A 16176-nucleotide genomic window follows, 5' to 3' on the forward strand; every position below is an offset into this window, starting at 1 on the left:
AGCGACGTTATCGGTCGTCGGTCAGGATTTGGGCGAGCGACAACACGGTGAACGTCGTGACGAGGAGACCGCCCCAGATGAGGTCGGGGATGGATGCGATCGGCGGAATTCCGGCCCACGCCGCCATCACCATCAGAACGCCGACGGCCGTGACTCGCCGATAGTAGGTCAGCCACGGTACTGCTTGGTCGTCCAAGTCGTCGGTCTCGGGTTCGATTTCGTAGTCCGTTTCCTCTGCCGTGTCGAGATATGGGTCGAACTGATCGGCCAATGGGCCGCGTTCGACGATACCCCTGCTCTTGTTGTAGCGGATGACGCCCTCGCTTTCGAGTTTCGGGAGGTGGGACTGGTACAGCGCGATGTACACGCGCTGGCGTTCGTCGGACGTGAGTGCCTGGACGGTCGTGTCGTTTTCCCACGCGGCGACCTGTTCTGCGAGGTCCCGCATCTCGACCGCCCCGTCCGTATCCTTCAGGAACCGGAGTGCATCCCGTCGGCGCTGTGTCTGGAGAATATGGAATATCTTGTCGCGCGAAAGGGGTTCGACCAGTTCCTCGGACGCGTGTTCGAACTCGTCTACCGCCGAGTCGGAACTGACGCTCATTTGTTCAGTCCCCGGTATGCGGTGCTTTCCGCTCCTCGAATCGCTGTCAGGCAAGGGGTTTCATCGGAGCGAGATGATTCATCGTAGAAGTGAATCCCATCAGATTGGAGGAAATCGTCGGGGTAGAGAGTGTCGTCGTTACTTCGGACCGAGACGGACTTCCGTCTCGGTAATCGGTCGTTTCGTTGCTCGCGTGCCATGTAGTTCAATATCGGACGTGGATTTTAAAAAGGTATTGGGTCTACGTCAATGATAAAGCTCTAATTTATCTTCTGGCCGCAAGTTGGTACGTTTATGCAGTCGATATGTTTGTTTTCATCGACGGGAGCGTCATCGGTCTTTTACTATCCCGAAATGGAACCTTTCTCCGACGATGGTGAACGAGATCGTCGCCGAGGATGTGACTGACACACATGCCGATTATGAGGTATTCATTCGCGCGATGGCGTTCTCCGTCCTCTATCAGGACGTGCGCGAAGCGGTCGAAAACACGATTCCGGTCGAACGGGACGCCGCCCGTTCCGACTAGTCACGCCGTTCGACCTCTTCATCTTCGACCGACGCAGGCCGGGTGACTAGTCCATACGTTTAGGCACGTCCGGGTCGTGGTCAATCCATGCCCGACACACCCCACCCGGGCGAGGAGTTTTCGCCCTGTGCCAACTGCGGGACGCTCGTCAATCTCGGTGAGTACCACCCGACGGTCATCGTTCGTCACAGCGTCACCGCCAATCAAACCGAAAACGTGACGCTCCACTTCTGTAGCGAGGATTGTCTGGACGAGTGGACCGGTCCGTTTCCGTAGTTTCTCGAAAACTATCCGCCGTTCCGATCCGTCGCTCCGCCGTTCCGCTGTACGCGGTAATCCGACCATACCCGCAGTTTTCCCGCGAATCTCTCCGAAACGCTCAGCGATTTTTACCCGTCTCGGAACCGTGGTTCGGATATGGAGTTCGAACGTCCGGAATCGCGGTGGAAACGAGTTGCAATCATCGTCGGCATCGCGTTCGGGTTTCTCGCCGTTTCATTCGTCGCGATCCCAGTCGTGCTGCTCGCCGGTGAACTCCTCGCTGGAATCGTCGTCGGGATCGTTCGCGTAATCACCGAACCACGTACGGGTCAGCACCCGGCATGAACCGTCCCAGATCGACCGACTGCTGATAATCCGACGAAAGAATCCCGGTCAGTCGCTCGCGGAGTTCGTCGCCGTCGTCCGAATCCCACTCGCGGGGATCACGAATCGGGACGACGAGGAACCCCCGTCCCTTGATCTCTTCGGCGTGCAGCGCCGCCATGTCCGGTGTTCCACCGTCGAAGCCGTATTTGTCGGCCTGCGCGGTGAACTCCCAGAAGACGTGTTCCGTCGCCGTTTCGCCGACCGGCAGGAGGACGTGTGCCGCGATGGCTCTGAGTTCGGCGTCGAAAAAGCGCTCCAAGTCGTCGTACTCCTTCGGTGTCGGTGGCCGACCGTCGGGAAGCCTGCTCATATGGAGGTAACTCATGAACAAGTTGGCGATGGTCGGTTCGTTGCTGTACACGTCGCCGAGGAGGCCGACGTCGTTCAGCACCGGTTGGAGTTTTTCGCCGACTTCGCCGCCGGTGAACGGGACGTTCGTCTCGGTGCCACCGTGCGTTCTCGGGTGGTCGCCGATGAGATGGAAATCCGCGTTCGCGTCGCCGTAGCCGAACACTGCACAGTCCCCGTCGTGCCGTTCTTCACACTGACAGGAGGGTCGCATTCCGAACGGGTTACGTACCCGTCCTTCTTCGTGGAGCCATTTCACACCTTTCGTAGCAGTTCCGTATGAAAAAGCGCGTCGGTACGGGTGAATCTCATCGCTGACTGGCTGAGATTATACGATCGTACGTCGCGTGTATGAACACTGAAAACGGTAGATGCATTGAGTGATGCACCGAACCAGACACAGAGGTATAGATTTGACAGGCGCAAAGCCGTGGATTTTCGTGGGTGATCCAATTCTTATTCGTTCCCTCCTTCCTGGTATGTCATAGCATATTCTACAATGGCCGGTTACTATTTAGTCTTTGTGGTGGTTTTGAACTCTAATCATATCTATTGGGAACCCAAAACCGAAAAAACAACACGAATCTAGTACTCCTCACGGGATAATTTGAATATGTGGCTTCTCTCCCCTTCGCGTACTTTCGAGATGAGACGTATGACTCATTTCTGCGGATGTGGTCGGTGGTCGAAAGTCGATGGTCGGTGGTCGATGCACCACTCTCGGGAGTGTCGAACGCGAAAAAATCGTGGGTTGAACGCTCGTAGTTACTTTTCGTTCACTTCAAGCACTCGGCCCGCCGCGATGGTCTGGCCCATGTCCCGCACCGCGAAACTCCCGAGTTCGGGAATCTCCGAGGACGGTTCGATGGAAAGTGGCTTCTGTGGCCTGACGGTCACGACGGCGGCGTCGCCGCTCTGGATGTAGTCCGGGTTTTCCTCGACGACTTCGCCACTGGCCGGGTCGATTTTCTGGTCGATGGATTCGATGGTGCAGGCGTCCTGTGCCGTGTGGGCGTGGAACACCGGCGTGTAGCCCGCCGTGATGACCGACGGGTGTTGCATCACGACGATTTGGGCCGTGAACGTGTCCGCCACCTTCGGCGGGTCGTCCGCCGGACCGCAGACGTCTCCCCGTCGGATGTCGTTTTTCCCGACCCCACGCACGTTGAAGCCGACGTTATCTCCCGGTCCCGCCTCGGGAACTTCCTCGTGGTGCATCTCGATGGTCTTCACTTCCCCGCTTACGTCGCTGGGTTGGAACGAAACCGTATCGCCCATGTTCAGTATGCCGGTTTCGACGCGTCCGACTGGGACGGTCCCGATTCCCGAAATCGTGTACACGTCCTGAATCGGCAGGCGGAGCGGCGCGTCGGTCGGTGCTTCCGGCATCGGAAGGTCGTTCAGCGCTTCGAGGACCGTCGAGCCGTCGTACCACGGCATCTCGTCGCTCTGTTCGACGATGTTGTCGCCCGCGAGCGCCGAAATCGGGATGAACGATGCGTCTTCGGTGTCGAAGCGGACCTGATTCAACAGTTTCGTCACTTCGTCCACGACCTCACGATAGCGGTCCTCGTCGTAATTGACCGAGTCCATCTTGTTGACCGCGACGATGAGTTCGTTGATACCCAAGGTGCGCGCGAGGAAGACGTGTTCCTGCGTCTGCGGTGCAACGCCGTCGTCCGCTGCGACGACGAGGACCGCGTTGTCCGCTTGGCTCGCGCCCGTGATCATGTTCTTCACGAAGTCGCGGTGGCCGGGCGTATCGACGATGGTGAAGTAGTACTCGTCGGTGTCGAACTCCTGATGGGCGATGTCGATGGTGACACCGCGTTCCCGCTCCTCCGCGAGGTTGTCCATCACGTAGGCGAACTCGAATCCGCCTTTGCCTTTCTCCTCGGCTTCGCGCTTGTGCTGTTCGATGACGTGCTCCGGGACGCTTCCCGTTTCGAAGAGCAGTCGGCCGACCAACGTGGATTTCCCGTGGTCGACGTGGCCGATAATCGCTAGGTTCTGGTGTGGTTTGTCTGGCATTCCCCATTCCCCCGTGTAGGGAACGTATCGGTACGAATGAGGAAAACAGTTGTGCCGACTCCATCGAAATCCGTGGGAGGAGATGCGCCGACCGGACGATCCGACGGTTAGATGGAATACACGGTCGATTACGTCGGAAGTTTGATGCGAAACGAATCGAATGCTACCGTATGGAAGCGCCGCGGAGAAGCTTTGAAGCGTTCCTCATCGGTGACGACCTGGGGCTGACCAAACGATGGGGAGCGATTGCAGTGGGTCTCTTCACCCTCGTCCTCGCCATCTCCGTTTCCGGGTACGACCAAACCGTGTATTCCATCGTCCCCGGACGGGTGGTCGTCTACGGTGCGGCGACGCTACTGGTTCTACTGGCGGGGTGGCAGGCGTATCGGAACCGCGGCATCCTCGTCAGTATCTCCCTGTGTCTCGCTCCCGTGAGTGCCCTCTTCATCCGAATCATCGCCGAAGGACAAACCAGCAGTCCGACAGCCGTTGGAATGCTCCTCCTCGGCGTCGGTTGGGGACTGGCGTTCGGCGTGCCCCTCGGTATCCTCGGCTTCCTCCTCGGATACGCAGGGAGAAACGTGACGTCCACGGGAAAATTCGCTTGAGCACCTACTCGTTGGTTTTAAACACCGATCGAGAGGAGTGAATGAAACACCATACCACCCGACTTCGGTCAACTCCTCCTCCGTGCCCCCTCTTTCCGGGCGTCGTCCCTATCGCCGCTCCCTCCACTGTTCCCTCTTTCCCTACCGTCTCCGTCCGTCAACGTCAGTTCCTCCCGCAACTGCTCCCGTATCCCGTCCGACGAAACCCCGTTCTCGCGCGCCCGTTCGGTGAGTCGATGGAGCGCCTCGCCGAACCCCTTTTCGTCCTCGACACCGCCGTTCGGTATCACCCTGTTCCCGATTCCTGCGGCCCGGTCGCCCGTCCGTCCGGCGAGGACGGCGTTGACCGCCGCGCCGAACAGGATGACGAAACTGCCGACGTACAGCCAGACGATGACCAACAGGAGGTTTCCGATGGTTCCGTACAGGCTGGTGTTGTACGCCGACACTTGGGCGTACATGTGGAAAATCGCGTGCAGGAGTTGCCACCCCACCGCCGCGATGACGACGCCCGGGAGGACTTCGCGGATGGAAACGTCGATGTTCGGAAAGACGTAGTACATCGGGAAGAACGCGACGCCGAGGGCGAGTATCGACACGATTTCTGTCAGTGAACTGTCGAACGGAACTCGTTGCGGTGTCGGAAGCGTCGCGCTCGTCACGCCGATGGTAACGACGACGAGGACAAGTGCGACGAGGACGACGATACCGTCCTCCAGTTCGTCCACGAACGAGGTCTTCCGTTCCACGTCGTAGATGTCGGCGAATGCGGCGTCGAGCGCTCGGAAGATGCGGAACGTCCCCCAGAGAAGCACTCCGACCACGACGATGGAGTCGCCGGGCGAGGGTGCGCCCGTGATCGCGTTTCTGAGGAAGATGTTGGCACTCGCCGGAAGGTAGGAACCGATCTCCTGTACCAATTGTTCCGCGAGTTGCTGACCGCCGACGGTGGAGACGATGACCGTCAACAGCAGGAGGACGGGAAGCAGGGAGACGAACGAGTGATACGCGATGCTCCCCGCCATGAACTTGATGTTCTCCTCCCGCACCTCCTGCACGATGTCCCGACTCAGCGAGACCACACGACGGAGCCGAGGGTTCATACCCGATGTACGGGGAGGGAGCCTAAAAGTTCCACTTGTCATCCCACGAATATCGCTCGTCATTTCTACGAATCCCGCTTGCCCCGTCCCGCCAAATCCTGCTTCCGTCCCGCCGTTTTAAGCCCTTCTCGTCCCACTTTCGTGTATGAAAGCCGCAGTCCTCAGAGAGTACGGCGAACCCCTCGAAATAGAAGCCGTGCCGCGTCCGGACCCCGAAGACCACGGTGTCGTCATCGAAACCGAGGCGTGTGGCATCTGCCGGAGCGACTGGCACGCGTGGCAAGGCCACGGCGAATGGGCCGACGACCAAGTCCCGCTCGGCCAAATCCTCGGTCACGAACCCGCGGGAACGGTGGTTGAGGTCGGCGAGGGGGTAACGGACATCGCGGAGGGAGACCGAATCGCGGTGCCGTTCAACCTCGGACGAGGGCACTGTGAGTACTGTCGGAACGGCCACGGCAACGTCTGTGCGAACGGTATCGCGCTCGGTTTCGAGGAGGCCGCACCCGGCGCGTTCGCCGAGGAAGTGCACGTCCCGTACGCCGACTACAATGCAGTGGGACTTCCCGACGCCGTCTCCCCCGTCGAGATGGCCGGTCTGGGCTGTCGGTTCGTCACGGCGTATCACGCCCTCGCTCACCGTGCCGACCTGACGCCGGGCGATTGGGTGGCGGTTCACGGTTGTGGCGGCGTCGGACTCTCGGCGGTTCACGTCGCGGACGCGTTGGGTGCGAACGTCCTCGCGGTGGATTTGGACGAGGACAAACTCGATACGGCGCGGGAACTCGGCGCGGACGAGACGCTCCGCGCCGACGACGTGGACGTGCCGACGGCGATTCACGCGCGAATCGGCGGGGCACACGTCTCGGTCGATGCACTGGGCATCGCGGAAACCTGCCGCAACTCCATCGACTGTCTCCCTCCGCGAGGGCAACACGTGCAACTCGGGTTGACCACGGACGACGAACGAGGCGAAATTCCGTTCCCGACGGATGCCATGACGATGCGCGAAATCACGTTTCTCGGTTCGCGCGGGATGCCGCCGACTCGCTACCCCGAACTGCTTCGGATGATGGAGCGTGGTTCCATCTCGCCCGGCAAACTGGTGACGAAGACCGTTTCGTTGGCCGACGTCCCCGACCGCCTCGCCGCGATGAACGACTTCGGCACGTCCGGTATCGAGGTCGTCAAGTTTTCGTAGTTTCTGCTCGCTTCTACCGAATATTTTATCTATTTGAAAAATTAACTTGATGTATGACTTTCGACGGTCTCTCCCTCCAACGTGCCGTCCTCATCGGTGCCCTTCTCTTGGCAACGCCGTTCGTCGCGTTCTTCCTCATCGCTGGGGCGATGATGACGAATACCGGGCTGGTGGGGTGGCTGTTGCTGGTAACACTCCCGTTATCCTTGTTCGCCGTCGGTCTCTGGCTACTGGCTGGCGAGACGCTGGACTGGACGTACTGGGTTCGAAAATTCGCGTAGAATCGTTTCGCTGGTTTCCGATCTAGACCGGCACTTCGTTCAGACAGTTCACCTGGTCCCAGTCGCCCGTCTCGTCCAACCGATAGAGTCGCTGGCGTGCGTCGGGGATGTACACTTCCTCCGTGACGGCTCCGATTTCCGTCAGGTTTTCCAGCGCGCTCCTGACCGTCCGTGCGGACAACCGTGACCGCTGAACGATTTCCTTCTGCGTATGGGAACCACTGTACTCCAGAACTTTGAAAACGAGCTTCGCACTGGGCGGTAGCTCACATAGGCAGGTCAGGGTCTGCTTCTCCATACGGTTTCCAACGGAACCAACCCACTAAACCGCTCGCTAACCGTATAGTAACCCGGTGGCATCCGTGTCACCGGGGAAAAAACGCAGGTTCTTTCATTGATGCCTGTGAATATAGTGATATGCAGCCTGAACTTGCAAGCAGAACGCGGTCCTCGGACATGGACCGGTTGTTCTGCCAGGAATGTGGGGAACGATTCGACGCCGACGCTGCGACAGACGACGGCTGGCACTATCGATGTCCGAACGAGGACTGCGACGGCGCGGGTATCCGGGAGGACCTTTACCCCGTCGAGGACGTTCTTCCTTCGCGTCGATAACGTTCGACTTCCGATCGAATCGTTCGGTTTCTTTCTTCCCACGTTCGATGGAAACCCTTTAAGTTCCCCGCCCGCGCCACAACGACCATCGAATGCGGTTTGACAGTTTCCTGATTCAGGCGCTCGCAACGCTCATGCTCGTGGCCGGTCTCGTTCTGGCCGGATACGCACTCATTCAGCCGCCGCAAAGTTCGACGACGTACTCCCTCTCGATACAGCAAGCGGACAAGAACGATCCCGGCGTGCGCTCTTCGTCAGTCAGGTACGGCGACCTATCGGACGAGGCCAGAATCGCGTTCGGTCACGCGAAACTGCACGGCTCGTATCATATGTCCAGCAAACCGCCGGACTCGTTGCGGAGTCACTCGTACGTCATCGACCACGAGAGCGTCTACTCGCTCACTATCTCGGAGACCGAACACATCACCGAGCGAATGGCGAACCTGTTCGGCGGGACGATGAGCGCCGTCATCGGGGCGTTCATCTTCGTCTCGTGGTTGGACGTGCTGTCGGGCTTTCGGACGAACGAGTGACGGTTCAGTTCTCGCCCATCAATCCGTCGATGTCCTCGCGGAGGGCGTCGGCGTACTCACGACGGAGGCGAAGCGATTCTTCGTGTGGAAGCGTCCATCCTCCTTCCATCCGTTCCGAGATGGGGTGATAGCGCGTCACGTCGAACCCCATCGTGGTCAGGTAATCCTGCACGCGTAGCGACCCGATTCCCTCGCTGATGGCCGCCGTGCTGAGGCCCCGAAGCTCCGGAAACGGTGGGATTCCGATCTGCTCCGTCCGGATTCCGGTTTCCCCCACGACCACGTCCTTGTAGTCCGCCTGATGCATGAGTTCCGTCACTTCACCCACGAGGCGGATTATCTCGCTCGGCAGGGCGGTGTCCGGGGCGCGCCACTCGACCGTCGGGGAGCGGTGGCGAAGCCGAACCGGCGTCAGTACGGCATCCTCGCGGTCGAAATGTTCGTTGAACGTTTCGGGGTCGATGCCGCGTTCCCGCGCGATGAGCTTGAGGATGTAGTACTGCTCGTCGATTCGGGCTTCCCACTGGTCCTCGTTTTCGACGTAGTCCCAGAGGTCGCGGTAGCGGGCGAACGTCGAGTGCGATTCGTAGCGATACACCGCCGCGCGGGACGAACAGGCCAGTTTGCTCCCGTTGTAGTACGGCGAGGAACAGACCAGCGCTAGCGCGGGGTCGAGCGCCGTCAGCAGGTTCAACTGCCGAACGACGTTTCCCTTATCGAAGTGGACGTGCGTGCCCGCACAGTTCATCGCGTACTCCACGTCGTCGCCGTATATCCGTCCCAGCAGTTGCCCGCGTTCGCTCGTGATGTCGAGCGATTCCCGGGCGAGCGGCGTTCCGAGCGGGACGAGCGCGAGCCCCTGCTCGTCGGCTTTATCCCGGACGGCCTGTAGCACCGTCCCGAACTCGTGGCGCAGTTCCTCCATACTCGAAACGGGTGGTGTCTGCACCTCTATCAGTGGTGCGACGAACTCCGGGACGACGTAGTCGCTCACTTCGGTGAGATCTCCTGTGTCAGTCGCTAGCTCTCCCGATTCCTCTATGACCCAGTATTCAGCTTCCAATCCTAGTTTCATCTATCCATCCCCCGGTCGGTGACGGATATCTCTCCGCAACAGAATTCGAACGTCACCGAACGATAGTTATGGTACGCCCCTCGCAGTCTAATAAGTTACGCGAATTATTTCACCTCAGAGTCCCCAGAACGCCACGATACCGCCGACCGTGACGACCGACAGGAGCAACTGAAGCGGTGCGCCGATACGGAAGTAGTCCGTGAACTTGTAGCCGCCCGGGCCGTACACGAACAGGTTCGTCTGGTAGCCGACCGGACCGAGGAAACTCGTCGAGGCGGCGAACGTCACCCCGAGGACGAACGCGAACGGGTTCGCGCCGATGCGGGTCGCCGCTTCGACCGCCACGGGAATCATCAGGACGACGCTGGCGTTGTTGCTGATGACCTCGGTGATGAGTCCGGTGGCGATGTAGAATATCCAGAGCACGACGACGATCGGGACGTAGTTCGCACTGGTCGCGACGAGGCCGCCGAGCAGTTCCGCGCCGCCGGAGTTCTCCAGCGCGATTCCCAGCGGGATGACGCCAGCGAGCAGGAAGATGACGTTCCACTCGACCGTTTCGTACAACTCGCTCGCCTTCAGGACGCCGGTCGCAACCATCGCCACCACGCCCGCGAGTGCCGTGACGAGGATCGGGTACACGCCGAGTGCGGCGAGCGCGACGACGCCGACGACGATGGCGAGTGCGACTGGAATCTTTTCCGTGCGATAATCGGGGTCGCTCACCTGATGGGCGACGATGAAGTCCCGGTTCGCCGCGAGTCGGTCGATGCTGTCGGCCGACGCCTGCACGAGGAGCGTATCGCCGACGCGAATCGTCACCTCCTCGGGACGCTCGTGGATGAGTTCGCCGCGACTCCGGAACGCGAGGACCGCGGCGTTGTACCGCTCCCGAAACGCCGAACTCGACAGCGTGTCGCCGACGAGTTCGGATCCGGAGGGAATCACGACCTCCACGAGCGTCTGTTCCGTACCGGGGTCGATTTCGGCCTCCGTCGGCGTCCCGACGAGCGCCACGTGTTCGAGCGTCGTGAGCGTTTCCAGCGTTCGCCTGTCGATTCTGAGCGTGAGGTGATCGCCCGCCCGGATCGTCTTCTGGCCGATGGGTTCGATGAACGTCTCGTCGCCCCGGACGAGTTGGATGATTTCGGCGTCGAAGGCGGCTTCGTCGATAGCGTCCTCGACGGTCTCCCCGACGAACGGTGACCCCTCGGCGACTTCGATTTCCGTGAGATAGTCGCCCATCTCGTACTCCTCGATGTAGTCCTCCTCGGGCGGGACGCGTTCCGGAAGGAGTCGATGGCCGACGAACAGCAGGTAGAGGCCACCGGTGACGAGGACGACGAGTCCGAGTCCGGTGAACTCGAACATGGAGAAGGTGTGGAGCGAGGGATTGCCGGTTCTCGTCGCGAGTCGCCCCGCCACGTTGCTGGCCAGGATGTTGGTCGAGGTGCCGATGAGCGTGAGCATTCCACCGAGCATCGAGGCGTAGGAGAGCGGAATGAGCAATTTCGACGGCGAGGTCTTCCCCTCGTGTGCGAGGTCGGTGATGACCGGAACCAAAATCGCCACGACGGGCGTGTTGTTCACGAACCCGGACGCCGGTCCGGCGACGCTGATGGTGGCGAACAGTTGTTTTCTGAGGTCCGTACCCGCGAAATCCGCGAGTCGACTGCCGAGCAATTGGACGACGCCGGTTCGACTGACGCCCGCACTCAGGATGAGCATCGCCAGCACCGTGATGGTCGCCTCGTTGGAGAACCCGGAAATCCCCTCCGTCGTGCTGATTCCCGTCCACGGTTCGAGCACCATGAGCGTCACCATCACCAGAATCGCGGTCACGTCGACGGGGAGCAGTTCGGTCGCAAAGAGCACCAATGCGAGGATAACCACCGCAAACACGACCAACATATCCGGCGTCACGCCCACCAACCCAGTCTGCATCATACCGTCGTATACGGATTTCCATGTAAAAAAGGTTGCTGATAACTTATGAGGAACCATTCAGTAGCCACTAAAAATTATTTTAGTGTCATCTCTGTTGTTTGTTCCATGGCGTTTCCAGTGCTCCCCACGCTCGGTCTCGCCGTCGCCGTCTTCGTCGTGTTTTCCACCGTTGGCGGGATTCTCCGAACTTCGCGTCGGCGACGCCGTCGGTGGTCGGTAGAATGCATCGAAAAACACCCCCGTTCGATTTTTCGCTTCGGAACCGCCCGTTCTCCGATCCAGACCGCGTGTTCAGACCGCGTGGCCGGTTTCGCCCGCGGGATAACAGTCGAAGTCGGCGGTTTCACAGTCGCCGCTCTCGGATTCGATCTGGATGGTGGCGTGGCCGATGTCGTGTCGTTCGTTGAGTTGATGGCGGGCCTCGTCGAGAACGTTGTCGCGGTCGGCGTCGTCGGCGACGACGATGTGAGCGCTACAGGCGAGACTGCGGTTGGTGAGCGCCCAGACGTGCACGTCGTGCACGTCGAGTGCGCCGTCGAGACCGCGGAGCGTCTCGGAAATGTCGTCCACGTCCACGCTGGACGGCGTCCCCTGAAGGAGGATGTTGACGCTCTCGATGAGGAGGTCCTTCGCGGAGTAGAGCACCAGTGCGGCGATGACGAGGCTGAAGATGGGGTCGAGGATGTAGGCGTCGGAGACGTACAGCCCGATACCGAGGGCGACGGCGGCGAGGCTCCCGGCGGCGTCGGTCAGCAGGTGCAGATAGACGCCTTCGATGTTGAGGCTGTCGCGGCCGCCGTGGAGGACGTACGCACCGGCGAGGTTGGCGAAGAGGCCGACGATACCCACGGCGATGGTCGGGAGCGGTTTGACGGCTTGTGGGTCTTGGAACCGCATAATCGCCTCGTAGGCGACGTAGATGACGATGACGACGAGGAAGATACCGTTCGCCAGCGCGGCGAGAATTTCGGCGCGCTGATAACCGTAGGTCCGCTTCGAGTCGGCGTCGAGGGTCGCGATCCACGCGGCGAACAGCGCGAGAAAGATGCTCGCCGAATCCGTGAGCATGTGCGCGGCGTCCGCGAACAGCGTCAGCGAGTTGGCGTACAGCGCGCCTGCGATTTCCACCACGAAGAACGCGGTGTTGATGACGAGCGCGATTTTCAGCGCCGTCCGTCGTCCCTCCGAACTGCTCCCGTGTGCGTGAGCGTGGCCGTGTCCATGATCGTGACTGTGGTCGTGTCCGTGTCCGTCACCCTCTTCGTCGCTCTCGTGACCACCGTGACTATGATCGTGGTCGTGGCCACTATCGTGGCTATGTCCGTCATCCTCGTGGTCGTGGCTGTGACCGTGGTCCTCCCGCCCATGGTCGTGCCCGTGACCGTGCGAGTGATCGCTCATGTACAAGCGGAGTCACCTCTCAAATATTAATGCCCCTGTCATCAAACGGGGTTTGAATGGTTGTCTCTAGTAATTATGCGATCTTCAGTTAATAATTCTTTGCGTAACAAACGGGAGAAACATCAGCGTGTATCGGCGATTCAGTCCACGAGTCGCTCGATCAGCGCGATTTCGTCGTCCGAGAGTCCGTACGCTCGTGCGACGAGGCGGTCGATTTCCGCGTCCGTTCGTTCGATTTTCGCGTCCAGTTGCGCCGCCGACCGACACGTCTCCGCGAACGCCGTTGCCACGTCGAACGACGGCAATCGAACGGCTTCGAGTCGGTCGAGCGGCGAAATGGTCTTCATCGCTTCCTCGGTAAACGCCTCGCTTTCCACGAATTGCGGGACGTACCACCTGAGGACGTCGCGCCACTCGTTACGCTCTAATCCGCCGTCGTTCGCACCGTCGAAGACGAGTGCTCGGATCGATTCGGTCTCCACGAATCCCCACGAATCGGTCTCACACTCCTCGGCGGGGCGGTAGCGCGCCGTGGCCCAGAACACGAGTTCACCTCCCTCGTCTTCGACCGACACCGATCCGACCCGAAGTCGTTCCCGTGTTTCCGTCGTCTCGGTAAGTATCGAGCCGTCATCGATCCGCCGAACGAAGTTCCCGAGTCGCGGACCGTCGAGCGATTTCGGCAGTCGTGTCTCCATCTCCGCCCGTGTCTCCGTAAGCTCCTCCAGTCGCTCCGCCAACTCGACCAGTTCGTCGCGCTCACCCTCCCCGGTGGGTATCGGAAGCTGCGTCGTGAACATCGGTTTGAACCTGAGATATCCCCCACTGACGTGAGTGCCGCCGTACACCTGCTGGAACCAGCATCCGGAGACGGCGGAGTTGACGACCGAAAGGAGGTACCGAAGCGGGAGTTCAGGACGGGAATCGACCGATGGATCGGCGCGTGAGCGAACGCTGTAGAGCGTGTTGAGCGCGTACATCCCGCTCCCGTCGTAGGTCGCAACGGGACGCTCGCTGATGTCCCGTAGCAGTAGCTTTTCGGATTCGAAGACGGAACGGTCGCGCAGCGACCCGTACTCCCCGTCGCCGATGAGCGACGGATCGAACCGAATCCAGTCCCCGTCCCACTCCAACCCGTACCGTGACACGTCCCCCCCGCCGACGAGTGGCTCACAGTCCGGTCCGGGTTCATCGACGACGAGTTTCTCGCGGACGTTTCCGGTGTGGATACCCTCGGTCATCGTGACGTACGTTCCGAGCTTTTCGAACTCCCGACAGAGTTGCTCCGCGAGCGACGCGAATTCGGGGTCGATGCCGACCGGAATCACCCGACCACCGAGGCAGTTCACGAACGACTGCGAGAGGGTTGCCTGCGGCGATTCGTCCGGGATTATGTTTGTATCAGCCTGCCGAACCGAAATCGTCTCGGTCGGTCCCGAATCGGCATCGAACGTGAGGACCACCGGGTAGACGCTCGCGTCGGCGAACACCGACGCGTTCGACACGTCGAGCAGTTCCACGATTCGATGCCGGTCGAGCAGGTGGTCACGCAGCGTGCGCCCGTATCGCGCCGTCGTCCACTTGTTCGGGACGATACAGGACACCCGTTCGCCGAGTTCCGCCATGCGTTCGACGAACGCTACGTACAGGTCGAACGCCCCGGTTACGGTGTCGAACCGCTTTCGAAGGTCCGCTTTCCTCCCCGTCGAAACGTGGCGACTTCGAACGTACGGTGGATTTCCCACGACGGCTTCGAACGTTCGACCTTCGAACCATTCGGGGTCGGCGGCGAGCGCGTCGCCGACCCGTAAGGTTTCGTCCGGCCAGACGCCCGTCTCGAACCAGACGGCGGTTCGGGCGAGTTCGACCGCCAGCGGGTCCAGATCCATCCCGAAAATGCGGTTCTCGGCGACGAACCGTCGCGCTTGCGCTCGCGGTTCGTCACGCCCTCGTGCCAACCGGTCGATGGCACAGGTAAGGAAGTTCCCGCTCCCCATCGCCGGGTCGATGAGCCGGGCGTCCTCCGTCCCGTCGAGCGCCTGCGAAACCGTGTACTCGACCACGGCGTCCGGCGTGTAGTACGCACCGACGGTGGCCCGTCGTGTCGCGTCACCAGAGAGCCGAATTCCATCACCGGTGTGTTCGGGTTCGTAATCGAGCGACCGTTCGTACAGACCGCTCACCTGCCGAAACGACAACGAGTCGAACGCCAGCGACCCGATGGTTTCGTCGAGTCGTTCGCTCGCCCCCGCCGATAGGGCTTCGAACCGCGCTCGCTCCGTTCGGAGTTCGTCGCTGGTTGCGAACGGCGGTCGGTCGACCCCTCGTATGTCCGAAAATTCGTCCACGAGACGGCCGAACACGCCGACGAGGGCCGCGTCGAATGCGGATCGTAAACTCGTCGCTGTCGCTTCGGAATCAGTAACCAAATCGTCGGTGACGAGTTCGAGGGCCTGCCGGACGGTTTCGCCCGGGAGTTCGGGGACGGATGGTTCGCTCCTGCGCGGAGCCATTAGTTTCACAACTCCCCGCAGTAGGATAAGTCTATTCCGCGTACAGTGAGTACGCTATCGAAGCGAACCCGAGCACGGTTAGCGTGCTTTCGATGACGAGCGCGAAGTCCTGATTGACGCTGAACGCTTGGTCGGCCACGCCCGCGGCGAAGGCTCCGAGAGTGACGACACCGAACCCGATTGCGAGCGACCTGAGCGCTGGCAGTTCGGTTCGGCGGTACGCTTTGAACGCGAAAAACGTGATTATACCGCCGAGCAGGAGCGTGAGCGTTTTGAGGGTGATGATGAGTATCGTGAGGTTCATGTTTCCTTCCGTATCTCCGTCCACAGCCGTTCGAGGCGTTCGTCGGTGGTCTTCGGCGGCCGGTCGATGGTGACCTGAAAGCCGCCGTCCTCGGTTATGGAGATGTTCACCGACTCGACAGTGATCCGGTAGCGAGACGTGTGATGGCCGTCCTCTCGAATCTCGGTCTCTTCGGCCACGAGTGCGGCTTCGCTCAGCAGGTCGAGCTTTCGGTAGAGGGTCGAAAGCGGGATATCCGTGGCGTCGGCGACCTCTCGTGCCGTCATCGGTTCACGTAGTTCCATGATTATCCGTCGACATGCGGGGTCATCGAGGGCGTCGAGAACGTCCTGTAAATCGGGCGTGTCGTCTGCCAAATCCCGCACCATTCAATCGAACCTTTCGTTGCTCGGCACATAATTCGTTCGACTGCTGAAACGGTTCTCAGCTGTTGAG

The 16176-nt window shown here is 60.5% G+C and carries 19 protein-coding genes; 8 read left to right on the forward strand and 11 right to left on the reverse strand.

What is annotated here, in order from left to right; genetic code table 11:
* Positions 1–7 precede the first annotated feature (7 nt).
* Positions 8–604, reverse strand: a complete 597-nt coding sequence (locus tag NKF26_RS15715) for a hypothetical protein (RefSeq protein ID WP_253228400.1) — start codon at positions 602–604, stop codon at positions 8–10.
* Between the two features lie 373 nt (positions 605–977).
* Between NKF26_RS15715 and NKF26_RS15720 the strand changes: the two genes are divergently transcribed.
* The 3 genes from NKF26_RS15720 to NKF26_RS15730 all read left to right on the forward strand — a co-directional run bounded on the left by NKF26_RS15720 (position 978) and on the right by NKF26_RS15730 (position 1739).
* Positions 978–1133, forward strand: a complete 156-nt coding sequence (locus NKF26_RS15720) for a hypothetical protein (protein WP_253228401.1) — start codon at positions 978–980, stop codon at positions 1131–1133.
* An 87-nt stretch (positions 1134–1220) separates the two neighbouring features.
* On the forward strand, positions 1221–1409 hold the full coding sequence (locus tag NKF26_RS15725; protein WP_253228402.1) for a hypothetical protein: 189 nt from the start codon (positions 1221–1223) through the stop codon (positions 1407–1409).
* Positions 1410–1550: 141 nt separating this feature from the next.
* Positions 1551–1739 carry a hypothetical protein gene (locus NKF26_RS15730; protein ID WP_253228403.1) on the forward strand — a complete coding sequence of 63 codons (189 nt, stop codon included), beginning with the start codon at positions 1551–1553 and terminating at the stop codon, positions 1737–1739.
* Here the strand turns inward: NKF26_RS15730 and NKF26_RS15735 are convergent.
* On the reverse strand, positions 1705–2343 hold the full coding sequence (locus NKF26_RS15735; protein ID WP_256487672.1) for a uracil-DNA glycosylase family protein: 639 nt from the start codon (positions 2341–2343) through the stop codon (positions 1705–1707). The genes NKF26_RS15730 and NKF26_RS15735 overlap by 35 nt on opposite strands.
* A gap of 551 nt (positions 2344–2894) precedes the next feature.
* A complete protein-coding gene (gene tuf / locus NKF26_RS15740) occupies positions 2895–4160 on the reverse strand; it encodes a translation elongation factor EF-1 subunit alpha (protein ID WP_253228405.1) in 1266 nt (421 codons plus the stop codon).
* A 170-nt stretch (positions 4161–4330) separates the two neighbouring features.
* Between tuf and NKF26_RS15745 the strand changes: the two genes are divergently transcribed.
* Complete coding sequence (locus NKF26_RS15745; protein ID WP_253228406.1) at positions 4331–4768, forward strand: hypothetical protein; 438 nt, start codon at positions 4331–4333, stop codon at positions 4766–4768.
* A 68-nt stretch (positions 4769–4836) separates the two neighbouring features.
* Here NKF26_RS15745 and NKF26_RS15750 read toward each other — a convergent pair whose 3' ends face one another.
* Positions 4837–5871 carry a YihY/virulence factor BrkB family protein gene (locus NKF26_RS15750; protein ID WP_253234559.1) on the reverse strand — a complete coding sequence of 345 codons (1035 nt, stop codon included), beginning with the start codon at positions 5869–5871 and terminating at the stop codon, positions 4837–4839.
* A 145-nt stretch (positions 5872–6016) separates the two neighbouring features.
* Between NKF26_RS15750 and NKF26_RS15755 the strand changes: the two genes are divergently transcribed.
* Both NKF26_RS15755 and NKF26_RS15760 read left to right on the forward strand, forming a co-directional pair.
* The gene (locus tag NKF26_RS15755) at positions 6017–7072 is read left to right on the forward strand and encodes a zinc-dependent alcohol dehydrogenase family protein (protein ID WP_253234560.1); all 1056 of its coding nucleotides are present in this window, start codon (positions 6017–6019) and stop codon (positions 7070–7072) included.
* A gap of 53 nt (positions 7073–7125) precedes the next feature.
* Entirely contained in the window at positions 7126–7353 is a 228-nt protein-coding gene (locus NKF26_RS15760; RefSeq protein WP_253228409.1) for a hypothetical protein, read from the forward strand.
* A gap of 22 nt (positions 7354–7375) precedes the next feature.
* On the opposite strand, the gene NKF26_RS15765 is transcribed toward NKF26_RS15760, so the two are convergent.
* Positions 7376–7651 carry a helix-turn-helix domain-containing protein gene (locus tag NKF26_RS15765; protein WP_066138817.1) on the reverse strand — a complete coding sequence of 92 codons (276 nt, stop codon included), beginning with the start codon at positions 7649–7651 and terminating at the stop codon, positions 7376–7378.
* A 119-nt stretch (positions 7652–7770) separates the two neighbouring features.
* Between NKF26_RS15765 and NKF26_RS15770 the strand changes: the two genes are divergently transcribed.
* Together NKF26_RS15770 and NKF26_RS15775 are read left to right on the forward strand one after the other, a co-directional pair.
* Positions 7771–7968, forward strand: coding sequence for an HVO_2901 family zinc finger protein (locus tag NKF26_RS15770; RefSeq protein ID WP_066138820.1), 198 nt, complete (start codon positions 7771–7773; stop codon positions 7966–7968).
* A gap of 92 nt (positions 7969–8060) precedes the next feature.
* Positions 8061–8501 carry a hypothetical protein gene (locus NKF26_RS15775; protein ID WP_253234561.1) on the forward strand — a complete coding sequence of 147 codons (441 nt, stop codon included), beginning with the start codon at positions 8061–8063 and terminating at the stop codon, positions 8499–8501.
* A 4-nt stretch (positions 8502–8505) separates the two neighbouring features.
* Here NKF26_RS15775 and NKF26_RS15780 read toward each other — a convergent pair whose 3' ends face one another.
* The 6 genes from NKF26_RS15780 to NKF26_RS15805 form a co-directional block, all read right to left on the reverse strand.
* Positions 8506–9576, reverse strand: coding sequence for a glutamate-cysteine ligase family protein (locus tag NKF26_RS15780; RefSeq protein ID WP_253228410.1), 1071 nt, complete (start codon positions 9574–9576; stop codon positions 8506–8508).
* Between the two features lie 114 nt (positions 9577–9690).
* Positions 9691–11523 carry an SLC13 family permease gene (locus NKF26_RS15785; protein WP_253228411.1) on the reverse strand — a complete coding sequence of 611 codons (1833 nt, stop codon included), beginning with the start codon at positions 11521–11523 and terminating at the stop codon, positions 9691–9693.
* Between the two features lie 291 nt (positions 11524–11814).
* Entirely contained in the window at positions 11815–12924 is a 1110-nt protein-coding gene (locus tag NKF26_RS15790) for a cation diffusion facilitator family transporter (RefSeq protein WP_253228412.1), read from the reverse strand.
* A gap of 140 nt (positions 12925–13064) precedes the next feature.
* Positions 13065–15437, reverse strand: coding sequence for an N-6 DNA methylase (locus NKF26_RS15795; protein ID WP_253234562.1), 2373 nt, complete (start codon positions 15435–15437; stop codon positions 13065–13067).
* 31 nt (positions 15438–15468) lie between these two features.
* Complete coding sequence (locus NKF26_RS15800) at positions 15469–15741, reverse strand: hypothetical protein (RefSeq protein WP_066138829.1); 273 nt, start codon at positions 15739–15741, stop codon at positions 15469–15471.
* A complete protein-coding gene (locus tag NKF26_RS15805) occupies positions 15738–16109 on the reverse strand; it encodes a helix-turn-helix domain-containing protein (protein ID WP_066138832.1) in 372 nt (123 codons plus the stop codon). Before NKF26_RS15805 ends, NKF26_RS15800 begins: the two co-directional genes overlap by 4 nt.
* Positions 16110–16176 lie beyond the last annotated feature (67 nt).

The sequence above is a fragment of the Haladaptatus sp. AB618 genome, from assembly GCF_024136965.1.
Lineage (GTDB): Archaea > Halobacteriota > Halobacteria > Halobacteriales > Haladaptataceae > Haladaptatus.